We start from the raw sequence: 16,241 nt of genomic DNA, 5'->3' as shown, positions 1-16,241 counted from the left end.
GCTTAGCTTCCTTTTTTTTGCTTATACAGCCGCGTGAGTTTGCGGAAAATGTTTTTGATCAAGGTATACACTTGATATTCAGAGACTTGAATCACTTCGGCTGTTTCTTTAGCGCTCTGAGACTGGCTGATATGCTGAATAATTTGTGCTTCTGAATGACTGAATATAGTCTGCTGCAGACCTGCAGCTCCATCTTTAAACTGTGTCTGCAAATGCTGCGCCAGTTGCGGATGCAATAATGCGCCGCCGCTTAAAATACATTTAACATGCTGAAATTGCTGTTCAGCAGGCGCGTCAGTCAGCAGATAGGCATCTGCACCTAACTGTATGGCTTCAATGATTTCATTCGTTTTAGCAGCATTTTCATGCAATGTAACCAAATAACTGGCAGGGTAGAGTGTTTTAATCTTTTGAATAAAGGGAAGATCACGAGAGTCTTGTATATAGTAAAAAATTAAATTTGGCAGATGTTCATAAATTATAGATTGGGCTTGTTCAGTCGAATGTGCAGACAAGACCAGTTCTTCAGGATAGCCCAAGTCTTTTAAAATAATTTGCAGAACGATATTGTGTTGCTGTTCTGCAGGCGTGATTCTGCCTTGATGAATCATCAGTACGGGTACAGGCAGAATTAATTCGTTATGCATTCAAATGGCTACTCTAATTTCAAATAAAAATTGATCAGAACTTTTGGTTTAGTTTTATTAACTTTGCCTTAAAAATAGAAGCATTCCTATCCCTAGAAATAGGTATTCAGCATTAGAGGTATAATTAAGTGTTTGTTGAATAATATTTATTTTATTATTTGTTATTTTTTATATATATCGTAACATCGAAGTGCTTCAGTGTAATATAATGTGAAAAGTGTGTTTTTTTATGTAAATTTTTTAATCTGAAAAAAAGTGATTTTTGAGTAAAAAATTAAATAAGGCTCCTGTGTAAAATTTTATCTGAGATTTTTAGCTTTAAATTTAGACAAACATGGAAAATAAAGAGATCTGGATTATCAGAAAATGGGATTTAGTGTGATAAGTATCACTTATTTAAATTAAATAGTTAATTAATATGATTTTTTGTATATTTTTAATTGATTAATTATTAAAAAATACCAAAAAATAGGGATAGGACAATAAATCGATGAACACTAATATACGGACATCTTCTGACTTATCTGGCTAGTAAGAAGATTTATAAAGGTTATAGATGATTTTATATTCGAGTTTGAAATCATCTGTATTTTTCCTTAAAGGGCAAATCAATGGGTTTGCCCTTTTTTTCTTTTGTCAGGTATAAAAAAAGGAGCAATAAATGCTCCTTTTGATATTCGGCACTATGAGAATAGTGCCGTAAAAAATTAATGTAAATTCTGCATGATTTTTTGCAAAATTTGCAGCAAAACATCAAATTCACTTTGCAGCGGAGTGCTCTTGCGTGTGATTAAGGCTAATGTGCGGCTTGGACCTGCAGTCACAGGTTTTACAGCCAAATGAGCATCTGCTTTAATCATATTGGTATGCACTGAAATTTCAGGAAGCAAGGTAAAGCCCAAGTTTGCAGAAACCATTTCAACCAAAGTCGGCAATGAGCTGGCCTTCAAGCGGTGATCATTTTTACGTTCGCCAATTGGACAAGCGCTCAATGCATGATCACGCAGGCAGTGGCCTTCTTCAAGCAGCATTAAGCGGGATAAGTCCAAATCATCTAAAGATGATGCATTGGCGGCGTTTTGATCTACACGGTTGTAGACCAAAAATAGATTCTCTTTCGAAATTTCTGCAACTTTTAAACTGCGAGTATCAAATGGCAAAGCCAATACCACCATGTCTAAATTGCCGTGTTCCAGTTTTTCTACAATTTTTTCACTTTGCGCTTCGTGCAGGTGCAGCTGAATCTTAGGCAGCTGTTTATGCACTTCATCTAACAGTTGAGAAAGAATAAAGGGCGCGATTGTTGGAATAATGCCGAGGTGAAGATCACCCGTCAGCGGTTCACTCATTTCACGGCTCAGGCGCATTAAGTCCTGAGCATCAGCCAAGAGAACACGTGCTCGGGCAACAACTTGTTCGCCAAGCGGCGTTAAACGGACATTTTGGCGGTCGCGTTCAACAAGAACGCCACCTAACAAACGCTCAAGCTCCATGATGCCGCCCGACAAAGTAGACTGGGTGACAAATGAACGGCGCGCAGCTTCAGTAAAATGCAGCGTTTCCGACAGCGTTACTAGATATGACAGCTGTCTTAAAGATGGTAATGCAGCCATAGTGTCCTAATGTTTATGAATTAAAGTGATCGGCAAATAAACCGCTAATATATGGAATAAAATGCGGAGGGATATCATGCCCCATTCCATCAATTAATTCAAATTTAGCGCCTGTAATTGCCTTTGCTACAGCTTTTCCATGGCTTGGCGGGAGCAGTCGATCACGCGACCCGTGTACAACCAAGGTTTTCTTCTGTATTTGTTTGTCCAATTTTAAAAGTGAACCTGTACATAATATTGCTAAAAACTGTTGAAGTACACCCGCTGGATAATAACTTCTTTTATAAAGCTTGCGAGCGGTCTGAATTGCTTCCATTTGGTTGATATAGCCAGGCGAACCAATAATGTTGAAAACTTTCAGGCTATGGTTGACGATGCCTTCTTCATCATGAGATTCAGGCCTGCCGATTAAGCTGAATAATTGCTTAGGAAAAGGCGGCGGTAAAAAGGGCTGATTATTGCTGGTAAACATCAACCCCAGCTTATTGATTTTATCTGGATATTTTGCAGAAAGGATCTGAGCGATCATGCCTCCCATGGAAGCGCCGATAATATTGACATTTTCCAAGCCCATACGGTCAATCAGCAAAGCGACATCGTCAGCCATATCATGCAGATTATACGGTGCGCCCTGATTTTCTAAGCCTAAAGCAAAGCGGCTCATCAATTTTAAAGTGTTCAGGCGGGGACCTTGATTTCTGACTTTGGAAGATAAGCCAATGTCGCGGTTATCAAAACGGATGACACGATAGCCTTGGTCAATAAGGGATTTGCAAAAAAAGTCTGGCCAATACAGCATCTGAGCGCCTAAGCCCATCACCAGCATAATCGGCGGATGTTCTGGGTTGCCCCCAGCTTCTACATGCAGCTCAATGCCATTGCCTAAATCGACTTTGGTTTCGTGCATAAAGGCTGTATATGGAGAATTGTTAAATTGTAATGCGCTATTCATTCTTATTCTCCCCATAATAAGGACGTTTTATTGAAAAACGTCCTTATATTAAACGCTTAAAGTGCAGCAGGAATCAAGTCTGGAACCAGCTTTGTTAATGCTAAACGCTGCTTGCCAGCAGATGCGCCGAGCAGTACAAAACCACGTAAAGTACCGTCGCTGTCTGTTGCTTTTGCCAGCATGCCGTCATCCGTTTCTTCGGTTTCCCATGTTACATCTGTATCTAAAGGTGCAGGCAATACAGTCAATGGCGCAGCTGGTGTTTTCACGGCTACAGGCATGGCAGGGTAATGCACAGAAGTATGTTCGCCATTCAGTGTTTTGGCCAAAGCGCGCGCTTGCTGCATGATTGGCATGACATAAGGCAACAGTGTGCCGTTAACTTCGGCGCAGTCGCCCATAGCATAAATATCTGGCTGATTGGTTTCTAACCCTGCATTGGTGATTACGCCGCGGCTGGTGTGAATATCCGCTTCTTTAGCTAAAGCAATATTTGGCTGCAAGCCGATGGCAGATAAAACGATATCGGCCTTGAAGCTTTGACCATTTGCTAGAGTGACTGTATAGCCATCAGAATCTTTAGTCACTTTTTCGACTGTTGTACCCAGAACAAAATGAATGCCGGTTTCTTCCAAATTGCTTTTGAAGGCTTCTGCAACATGTGCAGGCAGTAATCGGCCGAGCGGCAGCGGAGCAAGGTCAATGACGGTTACGCTATGACCGGTATTCTGTAAGTCATTGGCAAATTCACAGCCAATCAGACCTGCACCTAAAATCACCACGCGCTTTTCATTGCATTGGTCAATTTGAGCACGGAAAGCTTTGTAGTCATTCAGGCTGTTTACAACATGAATGTCATCACTGCCATCGCCAGCAATGGCTAAACGAATTGGATTTGCGCCTACCGCCAATACCAGTTTTGAATAGGCTTGAACCGATTGTTGGCCGTCCACATTTTTCAGCTGCAGTTCATGTGCAGAAGCATCAATGGATTTGACCCAAGTATGGTTTAAGATCTGCATGTTCAGCTGCGCAGCCATTTTTTCTGCATCGCCCAGCGCGATCTGTTCAGGCGCTTTTTTTCCCGTATAGGCATTTGACAGGGTCGGCTTTGCATAATTCGCTGCATCATCTGCGCAAATCATGATGAGTTCATGTTCTGCATTGACTTTGCGGAATTCACGCGCAGCGGCATAGCCCGCCATACCTGAACCAATGATGACAATCGGGTGCATGTTCTACTCCAAGCCCATTTCGCTATTTTTAAAGACGTAAAAAAAGACCATGGCATAGATGGTCTTCTTATGCGAAGAATTAAATTTCAACCATTTCAAAATCAATTTTTGATACGCCGCAATCTGGGCAAGTCCAGTCTTCTGGAATATCTTCCCATTTGGTGCCTGCCACAATACCGTCTTGCGGCCAGCCTTCTGCTTCGTCATAAATCCATCCACAAACGATGCATTGATACTTTTTCATTTAATTCTCCATAAACTGATCGAAAAAGGGGACCAGTAAAAACAATACAGTACTGCAAGACTCTAATAATATGACTTTAACAGCAAACTCTTGCGTAAATTTTTACGCAGTTCTGAGCAGAAAGTAAAGTGAATAGAGAGTTTAATCTGAGAAATAAAAACAAGAATGTCTAGCAAGGACAAAAAATATCATGAAACACGGTTTTTTCTGATTTATTGTTTGACAATTTGTTGCAGATCCATCAAGTCTGAATGGGTTGCGCCTAAAGACTGCAGGCAAAGCGGATTCTAGACTAAAGTCGCGCTGATTTTTTAACAGTTGTTTGATAAATTATGATCAGGCGTTTCTATACTTGTTATTTATTTATAAAATGATAATAATAAAATCAATAGTTTATAGATCATAACTCAGCTGATGATTTGAATTTGGCTGTTCATTGTGCAAATTTAGCGTTAAAATTCACTTATTCCTTTCTTATTTTATATTTCTCCTATGAGCAATTTGTCTACTGTATTGTGGTCGCACATTCGTACTGTCCAAGATTTCCCAAAACCTGGTATTTGCTTCTTTGACCTTACGCCGTTATTTATGAATAACATTGGGCCGTTGACAGATGCTCTGATTGAAAGCATTCCTGCAGAACAGCTTGCAGAAGTTGAAAGCTTTGTTGCTGTTGAAGCGCGCGGTTTTGTCTTGGCAAGCTTGCTGGCGCAGCGTACGGGCAAAGGCCTGATTCTTGTACGTAAGGCAGGAAAATTGCCGCCTCCAGTGGTGGGTGTTGGCTACAGCTTGGAATATGGCTTGGACCGTTTAGAAATGTCTGCAGAAATTAAAGCGCAAAAAGTCATTATTGTGGATGATGTCTTGGCGACAGGCGGTACACTTCGCGCTGTGAAACAGCTGGTAGATAAATGTAACCATCAAGTGCTGGGCGCAAGCATTTTCTTAGACTTGCCAGATTTGCACAAAGATTTAGGCATGCCAATTTGGTCTGTGTTGGATGATAAATCTAAACCTGAATCAAATGCTGCTTAAATTGAGCAACGATTGATGAAAGCCCTGCCGTATGCGGGCTTTTTTATTTGCTTAAAAAGGCGTGTTCAATCTGCTGAATCAGCGCGTTGATATTTTCAGGATTTTCTAAACGGTGGTGGCCGCCGTCAATGGCCTGTATTTGCATGTAGTCTTCCAGCTGTTCCTGCACAAAATGCATATCCAGCATTTCATCGCCCAATTCTAAATAAGCAAATTGCGGGATATCATGGTCTAAATCGGCATCGCTGATGGCAGGATAGTCTTCTCTGAAATTTGGCGACAGACTTGGATTGGCGATGACACAGGGAATTTGGTGGGCTGCAGACATTTTAAGTGCCCAATAACCGCCTAAGCTGTGGCCCACAATAATTTCAGGCTTAATTTTCTCAATAATTTCATGATAGAAGTCAGCAACGGTCTGAAAGTTCAGGTTGCGGTAATCCACGTTGATGCAAAATTTTTGTTTGGCATCAATCGCATGAAATTTGGTCGATTCACGTGATGAATCTAAACCATGCAGAAACAGTATTTTTGATAAACATGCACTCATTGTTTTTGTTCACACTGAATTTATCTATGAATAACACAAGGTTGAAAATAAAATATTTTTCAACAAATTTTATGTCTTCATTGTAGTGTGTTGAACAAAATAAATAATTTAGCTTTTGGTCTAATCTGCCTAGTTAAGCACCATGCAGAAGATGAGTTTTCTTGACTAAGTAGCTGAATATATAAGGTAAAAAAATCATCGTTGAAATGAATGTATGCATTGATTGGATAGTATTTCAGCAATTTATCTATGCCGGTATGGCCTGCAGGTTTGCTGTTCATGCTTTTAAGGTCTTGAAGAAAGAGTCTGCTGCAAGTTTTAGTGTTTGAAGTACAGGCTTATAAATTGCGGATACTTGATTGAAATTCTCAGATTGCCTACGAATTTTCATGTATTTCTGCTATGCTATGCGACTTCCATTTTTTATTTAATTTATTCGAGGCAGAGATGACGCAAAATAACGCTCAATCGACTTCTGAACAGCACATTTCCGAAAACGATTTAATTGCACAGCGTCATGCCAAGTTAAAGCAAATTCAGGATCAAGCAAAATCTGCAGGTGTAAGCCCTTGGCCAAACACATTTAAACGTGAACACTATGCGCAAGATTTGCAGGATCAATTCGGTGAAAAATCAAAAGAAGAAATTGAAGCGGGCGAAAAAGTCTATGTAAAAATTGCTGGCCGTGTCATGCTGAACCGCGGTTCATTTATTGTAATCCAAGATATGACTGGCCGTATCCAGCTTTATGTAGCGCGTAAAGAGTTGGCGCCAGAAGTTCTGGAAAGCATTAAAGGCTTAGACCTAGGCGATATTATTGCTGTTGGCGGCTATATCGGCCGTTCAGGTAAAGGCGACTTGTATGTTCACATCGAACATTTTGAATTGCTGACTAAATCGCTTCGTCCACTTCCAGATAAATTCCATGGTTTAACTGATACAGAAGTTAAATACCGTAAGCGTTATTTAGACTTAATTGTGAATGAAGAAACACGTAAAACTTTTGAAATTCGTGCAAAAGTGGTGTCTGGCATTCGCAGCTATTTAAGCAATGAACGTTTCATGGAAGTTGAAACACCAATGATGCATGTGATTCCAGGCGGCGCATCTGCGCGTCCATTTGAAACACATCACAATGCATTGGATATGCCTTTGTTCTTGCGTATTGCGCCTGAGCTTTATTTGAAGCGTTTAGTTGTCGGCGGTTTTGAACGTGTGTTCGAAATTAACCGCAACTTCCGTAACGAAGGTGTATCAACGCGCCATAACCCAGAATTCACTATGATTGAATTCTACCAAGCCTATGCAGACTACAAAGACCTTATGGCTTTGACTGAAAGCATGCTGGAAAAATTGGCGACAGACATTTTAGGTTCAACTGATGTGCCTTATGGTGAAGAAGTTTACAGCTTCAAAGGCCCATACAAAAAAATCTCAATGTTTCATGCAATTCTTGAACATAACCCGTCATTCACGCCAGAAAATGTATCTGACCGTGAATTCCTTGCGTCATTCATTCGTGAAGAACTGAAAGAGCAAGTTAAACCGGGCTTTGGTTTAGGTAAACTGCAAACAATCGTATTTGAAGAAACTGTTGAAACGCAGCTGCGTCAACCGACTTTTATTACAGAATATCCAGCGGAAACTTCTCCATTGGCGCGACGTAATGATGACAACCCGCATATTACTGACCGTTTTGAATTCTTCATTGGCGGTCGTGAGCTGGCAAATGGCTTCTCAGAATTAAATGACCCGATCGATCAAGCAGAACGTTTCCAAGCGCAAGTTGCTGAAAAAGATGCCGGTGATGATGAAGCGATGCATTATGATGCTGACTTCGTAGAAGCGTTAGAATACGGTTTGCCGCCTACAGCGGGTGAGGGTATTGGTATTGACCGTTTGGTGATGCTGTTTGTGAACGCGCCAAGTATCCGTGATGTGATTTTGTTCCCGCATATGCGTCATAAAAATGCATAAGCTGTGAACATGTAAAGAACCCGCCTAGAGCGGGTTTTTTTATATCTGAATAATGGTGATATCAGTATTTGGTGTGAATTATTCATTAAAAAATAACTAAATAAATTAAATAATATTTGTTATTTATTTATTACATTTTTGTTTTAGTTTTGTTTAAATTGGGGGTTTTAAGCGTAATCTTTGCGTTAAAAATCATGAAAATAGTTCAGAATTGTAGCTAATAATATAGATTCAATTTTAATCATGAAGAGAACAATTTTATCAGCGTTGGCTCTAGCCGTATCCATTCAGACTGTTTGGGCGCAAGGTATTGTATTAAATGATGAAGCTTTACGTTCAGATTTAAATTGGCTGAATCAGCAAGGCGTGATTCAAATTAGCACCTCTACATGGCCAATGAGCGGTGATGAAATTCAGCGCGCTTTATCTCATGCGCAAGCTTCTACGCCAGCGCAGCAAAAAGTCATGCAGGCAGTTCAAAATAAACTCAATGCAGATCAGGCAAAATTTAAAGCTGAGCTTTTTGCTGAATCAGATCAAAAGAATATTCCGCAAAATTTTGGTGATCACCAAAAAGCTCAGTATCAAGGCTCTCTAGAGTTTAATGCTGGCGGTGAAAACTGGGATGTTAAATTACGTGCCAATGCTGAAAAAGATCCGCAAATTGATAACGATCAGGATGTAAATTTAGAAGGCTCATATTTAGCGGGGAAATTGTGGAATCAATGGCTGATTGCAGGTCAAATCCCAAGCTATTGGGGGCCTGGGCATGACGGCAGTTTACTCCGAGGCGATGCTAGCCGTCCTGTCTATGGCTTTACCCTGCAGCGTGCAGACCAAAGCGCATTTGAAAGCAAATGGCTGTCTTGGATTGGGCCTTGGCAATATCAAGCATTTGCTGGCCGTTTAGATGATTACAAAGCTGTGCCGGATGCGAATTTATTAGGTTTGCGTTTAACTGCTCAGCCTTTGCCTTATTTAGAATTGGGTCTGTCGCGCACATTCCAAATCGATGGTGAAGGGCAGCCAGGCAGCGCTAAAGCTTATTGGAATGCATTTATCGGCAAAGATAACGAATGTAATGAGCAGGGCTGCCGCGGCGAGAAGAATGCATCAAACCAAATTGCTGGTTTTGATGGCCGTTTAAATTTACAGCCCTTGCTGCAAGTGCCTGTCAGCCTGTATGGTCAATATGTGGGTGAAGATGAGGCGGGCGGATTGCCAGCCAAAAAAATGTACCTAGCGGGCGCTGACTATTCTTCTGCATTGAATGAAATGCCTTACCAGCTGTATGCTGAATGGGCGGACACCCGTACCAATGGCGAATCACGCGGCATTTCCTATAACCACCATATTTACACAGATGGCTATTATCAGCATGGCTATCCATTAGGCCATGCTATGGGCGGTGACGGTCAGATGGTTTCGGTGGGCGGCAATATTCGTATTAGTCCAATGAACCGTATTAACGGCCGCGTACTGTTTGCCAAGTTATCAGAAGCTGAAAATCGTCCTAATGTGCGCGCAATTAATGCAGCATTCCCAGCGGCGGATGAAATTAAAGCTTTGGACCTGACTTGGACTCACTATTTGCGTCCTGACTTGCCTTTGAAGCTGAATGGCTGGGTAAGTGATTCTGATCAGCAAGGGAATGATGCAGGTGCATCGATTGGCATAGAGTTGCCATTGGATAAACGGTTATTCAGTTTTTAAGATTTTGAGCTTTTGAAAATCCCAGTCCGCTGGGATTTTTTTATTTTAAAATATGCATTGAATTAAAAATGTTTCAGTTCATGCTGAATTTTAAGCAAAAAAAATACGCAACGATTGGGGTTGTCATTGCGTATTACAACGAATCTGTTTTCACAGCTTCGGTAAAGGAGAAATGTATGACTTCAGGTTTCCCTAAAACATGAGACAAGTGTAGAAAGAAAGTAGAGTGATTTCATCGGTATTCAGGTTACTGGATGTTAACTAACGTTAACAGATGGATGTTTGTGTGATGAGGTTCTCCATATTTCCTTCACAATGAATTGAAATACAAAAAAAAGCCTTTCATGTAGAAAGGCTTTTTAATGGAATGTGAACGTAAATCAAATTAGAAATGGAACATGCCTAAGCCTGATTTAATTTCATCCAATGTTTGCTGGGTAATATCACGGCATTTGTCTGTGCCAGTTTTTAGGATGTCCATGATGTAATCAGGATCTTTGGCTAATTCCATGCGGCGTTCGCGGATTGGTAAAATCAGCTCTTTTAACACACCTTCGAGGCGCTTTTTCACTGTGCCGTCACCGAGGCCGCCGCGGCGGTAGTGTTCTTTCAATTCTGCAACAGCTTCTTTATCAGGATCAAACGCATCAAGATAAGTAAAGACCACATTGCCTTCGACTTGGCCTGGATCTTCAATGCGCAAATGGTTGGGGTCTGTGTACATCGAGTTGACGGCTTTTTTGATGTCTTTATCAGAAGCATCCAGCACAATGGTATTGCCCAGTGACTTAGACATTTTTGCTTTGCCGTCAAAGCCCGGCAAACGGCCGACATTTGAAAGCAGCGCTTTACATTCAGGCAATACATCGCGGCCAATTTGGCGGTTTAGGCGGCGCACAATTTCATTGGTCTGCTCAATCATTGGAATCTGATCTTCGCCGACTGGTACGACAGATGCTTTGAATGCAGTGATGTCTGCGGCTTGCGCAACTGGATAGCATAAGAAGCCCGCTGGAATATCCCGTTCAAAACCGCGCATCTGAATTTCAGATTTAATGGTTGGGTTGCGTTCTAGACGAGATACAGTCACGAAGTTCAAATACAGCATGGTCATCTCATTAAGAGCTGGCAAGCAAGATTGAACGCAAATTGTTGTTTTTGTTGGATCAATGCCAACTGCTAGATAGTCCGTTGCCACTTCAAGAATATTGCGGCGGACTTTTTCAAAATTATCTGCATTATCTGTCAGCGCCTGCGCATCAGCGAGCAAGATATGCTGATGGTGAGAATCCTGTAAACCTACGCGAGAACGTAAAGAACCGACAAAGTGACCAAGGTGAAGTTGTCCAGTTGGACGGTCGCCAGTCAAAATCACTGGACGATTATCGAGATTGCTCATTATTTATTCCATAATAGCAGCCAGCGCTGCAGTACATTTTCAAACAATGGCGACATTGTACGGCATAATTTTTCAATATGTCAGCCACATTAAAACTCAGACGAAAAATATCCATGATTTAATGAAGTAAATACAATATAAAAATGCAAAACACTTTAAAATTGCAGAAAAATGACGAGGAACAATAAGAATGGCCAGCAGCCTGTTATTACTTTTAGATGATATTGCCACGGTGCTTGATGATGTGGCTGTTATGAGCAAAATGGCCGCAAAGAAAACTGCGGGTGTATTAGGGGATGATTTAGCTTTAAATGCGCAGCAGGTCAGCGGTGTACGTTCAGAACGTGAATTGCCGGTGGTGTGGGGGGTGGCTAAAGGTTCATTTATCAATAAGCTGATTTTGGTGCCTTTGGCGCTGCTGATCAGTGTTATTGCGCCTTGGGCAATCAATCCATTGCTGATGATAGGCGGTTTATTTCTCTGCTATGAAGGTGTGGAAAAAGTGCTGCACAGCCTGCATCACAAAAAAGCCAAGACTGCAGAAGCGGCACAAATAGAATTGGAAAAAACAGAAATTGATCTGGCGGCATTTGAAAAAGATAAAATCAAAGGCGCGATCCGTACAGACTTTATTTTGTCTGCAGAAATTGTGGTGATTTCATTAGGCACGGTTGCTGCTGCCAGTTTTATGACTAAAGTGAGCGTATTAAGCCTGATTGCAATCCTGATGACGGTTGGTGTTTATGGATTTGTCGCGCTGATTGTCAAAATTGATGATATTGGTTTATATCTAACTGAGCAGGCTACCAGCCTGAAGCAAAGCATAGGCAGAGGCTTGCTGGCTTTCGCGCCGATCTTAATGAAAACATTAACGATTGTAGGCACAATTGCCATGTTTTTAGTGGGCGGCGGAATTATCAGCCACGCTGTGCCTTGGCTGCATCATTTTTCCAATGATACGGTGGGCTATGTGCATGATATTCCAGCATTTGGCAATATTTTTGGTGCCGTCGCGCCAACCATGCTGAATTTGGTGATTGGATTTGCAGCGGGCTTAGCTGTGTTTTTAGTGATGAGCGTGATCAATAAAATGCGTGCTTCAACGAAATAGCCAGATAGCGATTGAAGCCCAAAATAGACTGAATAATGACTTAAAAGGATAAAGACTATGCGTTGGAAAGGTCGTCGAGTCAGCTCAAATGTAGAAGACCGCCGCGGTGGCGGCGCTAAAGCAGGCGGTATCAGTATTGTCGGTTTGGTGGTTGCTTTTGTTGCATGGAAATTTTTTGGTGTAGACCCGCAGCAGGCCTATCAAGCGACGAAGCAAGTGACGCAGCAGACATCAACTGCGGAAGTGAAAGGCTTGGATAATCCCACGCCTGAACAGCAGGAAGCCATGGATTTTGTCGGCACAGTTTTGGCTGATACAGAAGATACATGGTCAGAAATTTTCAAAACTCAGCTGAATGCGCAATATCAGCCGCCTAAGCTGGTCATGTTCAGCGGTACGGTGAATTCCGGCTGCGGTACGGCGCAATCTGCGATGGGGCCATTTTATTGTCCAAGTGATCAAAAGGTTTATATTGATACTGCATTCTTTAAAGATATGCGTACTCAAATGGGCATAGGCGGCGAACAGAACCAGACAGAATTGCAGCGCCAAGATCAGGCAGGCGATTTTGCTCAGGCCTATGTGGTGGCGCATGAGGTAGGCCATCATATTCAAACGCTGCTGGGTATTTCAGAACAGGTGCATAAGGCGCGTTCACAGGCAAGCAAAGCACAGGGCAATCAATTGTCTGTCATGCAGGAACTGCAGGCGGATTGTTTTGCAGGCATTTGGGCCAATCATACCCAGCAGCGCACTCAGTTCCTTGAACAAGGAGATATTGAGGAAGCGATGGATGCTGCGCATAAAATTGGCGATGACTATTTGCAAAAAAGCGCAACAGGCCAAGTGGTTCCAGACAGCTTTACCCATGGGACCAGTGCTCAGCGGATGAAATGGTTTCAGGTGGGTTTGAAATCTGGAAAAATTGACAGCTGCGATACCTTCAATAATCCAATTTAAGACGGATAGGCTTAATTGCTGCGATATCTAGAATAAAAAAGAGGGGACAGCCCCTCTTTTTTATTTGCCTAAGAAAGTTTTAAAATTTCTTAAGATGCGGATGCTGACATACACTGCAGCTAGGGCAAACAGCCCAATGCCAAATAGGGTATATTTCAAGCTGGAAACGTCAGCGCGGTAGAATTGCTGAATTTGCTCAGCCGAATAGTTTAAGGTCTTAGGCTCTTGTGTGCGGCTGTCTGTGTAACGCACTTGCTGAATATAGTGGAACTGTCCAGCATGCAGCAAATCAATGTTCTGAATTTGACGTGTATGCTGCTGATTATAGTCATCTATGCAGATTTCTGGATAGTGGCTGCAATTGGATTTGGCAATATAGCCATTTTGCGCAATTGCAATATAGACAGCTTCCTCTGGACTTTTATTATTGGACAGCAGCACCAGCTGCTCCTTGTCGCTGGACTGCAAATGGATTTTTTTAGCCTGCGCGAAATTTTGTTCTGACTGAGCAATTTCGATGCTCTTGCTGAGGCAAGTCAAAATTAAAGCAGCTGTAATCGCAAAAATAATTGCAGCTAAGCATAGGCGGACAATCAGTCGAATAGTTTGTTGCATAGTTCAAGCATTATATTTGAGGTTGAAGCGGATGCATCAAATGTGCGCGAGCGGATATCTTATCTCAGCCGTCACACTTTTGTGAAATAAACTGAATTGATACAAGCAGAACTTTTGATTTTTAGTAAAATATTTAAAATAAAAATGATGTTCGATGCATCATTCATTCACTAAATAAGTGTGCAGATTCCCTCAATAGCGCGCAACACAGAATTGGATACAAAATGGGAAACTTTTTTTTCTTACAGGTTTTTACAGTCATTTTTGCATTATCCATTGCAACTACGATCTTTAACAAGCGGATTTTAGGCTTCCCGCAAGCGATTGGCGTGCCGCTGGTTTCTGCAATTTTTGTCTTTATTCTGCAATGGGGCGCCAGCTTGCTGAGCGGCAATCAATTCATCACCATAAATATTCATAATATTGAAGAAGCTGTACGTCATATTGATTTTTATGATTTTTTAATTAATGGGGTGATTTGTTTCATTCTGACGTCTTCCGCCTTGAAGTTCAAAGTTTCAGATTTGCGCAGTTATTGGAAACCCATCAGTATTTTAGCCAGTATTGCTTTGGTGCTGTGTGCAACGCTGTTTGGTTTGGCGCTGTACGGCTATCAATTCTTGATTGGCCAGCATGTGGATTTGCTGGTGCTGCTGCTGCTGGGAGCAGCTTTGGGCGCGACTGACCCCATTGGCATTAAAGGCGTATTAAGTTCGGTGCGTGCGCCGCATCATTTAATGGTGAAGCTGGAAGGGGAGTCCTTATTTAATGATGCCATGTGTATAGCCTTATTCATGACATTGATTAATGTGCTGCAGGGTGCGCATGTCACGATTATTGGCGTGCTGGAAACGCTGCTGTATGAAATTGTGGTGGCTGTGATTATTGGCTGGGGCTTTGGTCAGGCCATCCTGCGTATTTTGCGCGGCAAGCATGAAATGGAATCGCTGATTCTGACCACTGCGCTATTGGCCTGCGGGTCATATTTGGTGGCTTTGCTGGCGCATGCTTCTGCGCCGATTGCCTGCGTGATTGGCGGCTTAATTGTCGGCAACCGCTGGAAGGAAATTTTAGAAGCGCGTGAAATCCGTGAGGTCAATCATTTCTGGCACACGGTAGAAGGCATTATCAATTCTTTCTTATTTACCTTGATTGGGTTGGAACTGTTTATTCTGGATCTCAGCATCAGCCTGATTTTAGGCGGCATAGTTGCCTTCCTGATTCTGCATGCTTCACGCTTTGCGGCCAATTATATGGCTTTTGCATTCTTTCCGAGTTTCCGCCATAAAAGCTATAACGGCAGTTTAGCGATCTTGTCATGGGGCGGGGTGCGCGGCGGCATTTCATTGGCGCTGATTTTGGCGGTCGCCAACGTGCCGGAACTGGGAGAATACAGCAGTATCTTAATTGGCTATACCTTTATTGCGGTATTGCTGTCAGGGATTGTCTGCGGTTTAGGCCTGCCAGCTGTGATGAATGCGTTTTATTACAATCCGAATGAAGAAACCAAAGGATTTAAAGGCTGGTATCAGCGCATGTGCCATAAAATGAACCGTAAAGGCTTTAAGTACATCGTAGGTGAAGATGCGCTGGGCAATGAAACCATTACGGTGTATAAACCTGAAAACTTAATTGATGAAAAAGCGGCTGATGGCGTGGCTGCGGTACATAATCCAGAGCGTGTGCAGGAAGTGAAGCGTCTGGAAAATCCAGATAATTTTTAACAGTATCCTGCAGCAGTCTATGCTGGATCTATCATTTATGATTTAAATTTCAGCTACTTAGGATCTGATAATCACAGATGCTGTTTAGAGATATTTAAGCCGAAGCCTGAAATCAGGTTTCGGCTTTTTTGTGAAAAAGAGTTTTCACAATTTATCAATTATTAAGTAAATGCGAAAAATACCGTTAGCTGAAAGTCACGGTAAGGCGGTGTGGTTACAAAATAAATGTGATGAAATTCACAATTATTAAGTGACTGTTATTTATTGTTAATTTTTCTAATAAAAAATGAATATTCCATAAAAAAAATGATAATTTTCAATCAATTGTGAATAATAAATTAAAAATGTGATATAAAGCACACTATTAAAAGAAACGTTTCTAATGAATTGTATTTAAAGAAATTATTAAAGAAAACAATTCATTATAAGACTTAAAAACACCATTAAAAGAAATAGAGAGTTTATA

At 41.6% G+C, this 16,241-nt stretch carries 14 protein-coding genes; 6 read left to right on the top strand and 8 right to left on the bottom strand.

Features of this window, described 5'->3' with window-relative positions; genetic code table 11:
• Positions 1–2: 2 nt before the first annotated feature.
• The 5 genes from B9T34_RS07480 to rubA form a co-directional block, all read right to left on the bottom strand.
• Positions 3–647, bottom strand: a complete 645-nt coding sequence (locus B9T34_RS07480; protein ID WP_086212541.1) for a response regulator transcription factor — start codon at positions 645–647, stop codon at positions 3–5.
• Between the two features lie 707 nt (positions 648–1,354).
• Positions 1,355–2,260, bottom strand: a complete 906-nt coding sequence (gene oxyR, locus B9T34_RS07475; RefSeq protein ID WP_086212540.1) for a LysR family transcriptional regulator OxyR — start codon at positions 2,258–2,260, stop codon at positions 1,355–1,357.
• Between the two features lie 13 nt (positions 2,261–2,273).
• Positions 2,274–3,212 (bottom strand): esterase EstB, encoded by a 939-nt coding sequence (gene estB, locus B9T34_RS07470; RefSeq protein WP_086212539.1) that lies wholly within the window; start codon positions 3,210–3,212, stop codon positions 2,274–2,276.
• A 56-nt stretch (positions 3,213–3,268) separates the two neighbouring features.
• The gene (locus B9T34_RS07465) at positions 3,269–4,447 is read right to left on the bottom strand and encodes an NAD(P)/FAD-dependent oxidoreductase (RefSeq protein ID WP_086212538.1); all 1,179 of its coding nucleotides are present in this window, start codon (positions 4,445–4,447) and stop codon (positions 3,269–3,271) included.
• Positions 4,448–4,526: 79 nt separating this feature from the next.
• Complete coding sequence (gene rubA, locus B9T34_RS07460) at positions 4,527–4,691, bottom strand: rubredoxin RubA (RefSeq protein WP_086212537.1); 165 nt, start codon at positions 4,689–4,691, stop codon at positions 4,527–4,529.
• Between the two features lie 492 nt (positions 4,692–5,183).
• On the opposite strand from rubA, the gene B9T34_RS07455 reads away from it, so the two are divergent.
• A complete protein-coding gene (locus B9T34_RS07455) occupies positions 5,184–5,726 on the top strand; it encodes an adenine phosphoribosyltransferase (protein WP_086212536.1) in 543 nt (180 codons plus the stop codon).
• Positions 5,727–5,769: 43 nt separating this feature from the next.
• Here B9T34_RS07455 and B9T34_RS07450 read toward each other — a convergent pair whose 3' ends face one another.
• The gene (locus B9T34_RS07450) at positions 5,770–6,276 is read right to left on the bottom strand and encodes a YqiA/YcfP family alpha/beta fold hydrolase (protein ID WP_086212535.1); all 507 of its coding nucleotides are present in this window, start codon (positions 6,274–6,276) and stop codon (positions 5,770–5,772) included.
• A 447-nt stretch (positions 6,277–6,723) separates the two neighbouring features.
• Between B9T34_RS07450 and lysS the strand changes: the two genes are divergently transcribed.
• Together lysS and B9T34_RS07435 are read left to right on the top strand one after the other, a co-directional pair.
• Entirely contained in the window at positions 6,724–8,253 is a 1,530-nt protein-coding gene (gene lysS, locus B9T34_RS07440; RefSeq protein ID WP_086212533.1) for a lysine--tRNA ligase, read from the top strand.
• A gap of 240 nt (positions 8,254–8,493) precedes the next feature.
• Complete coding sequence (locus B9T34_RS07435) at positions 8,494–9,966, top strand: capsule assembly Wzi family protein (RefSeq protein WP_416202706.1); 1,473 nt, start codon at positions 8,494–8,496, stop codon at positions 9,964–9,966.
• A 385-nt stretch (positions 9,967–10,351) separates the two neighbouring features.
• Here B9T34_RS07435 and trpS read toward each other — a convergent pair whose 3' ends face one another.
• Positions 10,352–11,365 (bottom strand): tryptophan--tRNA ligase, encoded by a 1,014-nt coding sequence (trpS, locus tag B9T34_RS07430; RefSeq protein WP_086212531.1) that lies wholly within the window; start codon positions 11,363–11,365, stop codon positions 10,352–10,354.
• Positions 11,366–11,555: 190 nt separating this feature from the next.
• Between trpS and B9T34_RS07425 the strand changes: the two genes are divergently transcribed.
• On the top strand, positions 11,556–12,476 hold the full coding sequence (locus B9T34_RS07425; RefSeq protein ID WP_086212530.1) for a DUF808 domain-containing protein: 921 nt from the start codon (positions 11,556–11,558) through the stop codon (positions 12,474–12,476).
• Between the two features lie 57 nt (positions 12,477–12,533).
• The gene (locus B9T34_RS07420) at positions 12,534–13,436 is read left to right on the top strand and encodes a neutral zinc metallopeptidase (RefSeq protein WP_086212529.1); all 903 of its coding nucleotides are present in this window, start codon (positions 12,534–12,536) and stop codon (positions 13,434–13,436) included.
• Between the two features lie 60 nt (positions 13,437–13,496).
• Here the strand turns inward: B9T34_RS07420 and B9T34_RS07415 are convergent, their stop codons facing one another.
• Positions 13,497–14,051, bottom strand: coding sequence for a hypothetical protein (locus tag B9T34_RS07415; RefSeq protein WP_086212528.1), 555 nt, complete (start codon positions 14,049–14,051; stop codon positions 13,497–13,499).
• A gap of 224 nt (positions 14,052–14,275) precedes the next feature.
• On the opposite strand from B9T34_RS07415, the gene B9T34_RS07410 reads away from it, so the two are divergent.
• The gene (locus B9T34_RS07410) at positions 14,276–15,775 is read left to right on the top strand and encodes a cation:proton antiporter (RefSeq protein ID WP_086212527.1); all 1,500 of its coding nucleotides are present in this window, start codon (positions 14,276–14,278) and stop codon (positions 15,773–15,775) included.
• Positions 15,776–16,241 lie beyond the last annotated feature (466 nt).

The sequence above is a fragment of the Acinetobacter sp. ANC 3813 genome, from assembly GCF_002135435.1.
Classification (GTDB): Bacteria; Pseudomonadota; Gammaproteobacteria; order Pseudomonadales; family Moraxellaceae; genus Acinetobacter.
Note: the sequence above shows the minus strand (reverse complement) of the source record. Positions and strands in the feature narration are given on the sequence as shown.

Bases quoted from the DNA above. Each gene is read 5' to 3' on its own strand.
- B9T34_RS07480 (WP_086212541.1), bottom strand. From the start codon at position 647: ATGCATAACGAATTAATTCTGCCTGTACCCGTACTGATGATTCATCAA.
- oxyR (WP_086212540.1), bottom strand. From the start codon at position 2,260: ATGGCTGCATTACCATCTTTAAGACAGCTGTCATATCTAGTAACGCTG.
- estB (WP_086212539.1), bottom strand. From the start codon at position 3,212: ATGAATAGCGCATTACAATTTAACAATTCTCCATATACAGCCTTTATG.
- B9T34_RS07465 (WP_086212538.1), bottom strand. From the start codon at position 4,447: ATGCACCCGATTGTCATCATTGGTTCAGGTATGGCGGGCTATGCCGCT.
- rubA (WP_086212537.1), bottom strand. From the start codon at position 4,691: ATGAAAAAGTATCAATGCATCGTTTGTGGATGGATTTATGACGAAGCA.
- B9T34_RS07455 (WP_086212536.1), top strand. From the start codon at position 5,184: ATGAGCAATTTGTCTACTGTATTGTGGTCGCACATTCGTACTGTCCAA.
- B9T34_RS07450 (WP_086212535.1), bottom strand. From the start codon at position 6,276: ATGAGTGCATGTTTATCAAAAATACTGTTTCTGCATGGTTTAGATTCA.
- lysS (WP_086212533.1), top strand. From the start codon at position 6,724: ATGACGCAAAATAACGCTCAATCGACTTCTGAACAGCACATTTCCGAA.
- trpS (WP_086212531.1), bottom strand. From the start codon at position 11,365: ATGAGCAATCTCGATAATCGTCCAGTGATTTTGACTGGCGACCGTCCA.
- B9T34_RS07425 (WP_086212530.1), top strand. From the start codon at position 11,556: ATGGCCAGCAGCCTGTTATTACTTTTAGATGATATTGCCACGGTGCTT.
- B9T34_RS07420 (WP_086212529.1), top strand. From the start codon at position 12,534: ATGCGTTGGAAAGGTCGTCGAGTCAGCTCAAATGTAGAAGACCGCCGC.
- B9T34_RS07415 (WP_086212528.1), bottom strand. From the start codon at position 14,051: ATGCAACAAACTATTCGACTGATTGTCCGCCTATGCTTAGCTGCAATT.
- B9T34_RS07410 (WP_086212527.1), top strand. From the start codon at position 14,276: ATGGGAAACTTTTTTTTCTTACAGGTTTTTACAGTCATTTTTGCATTA.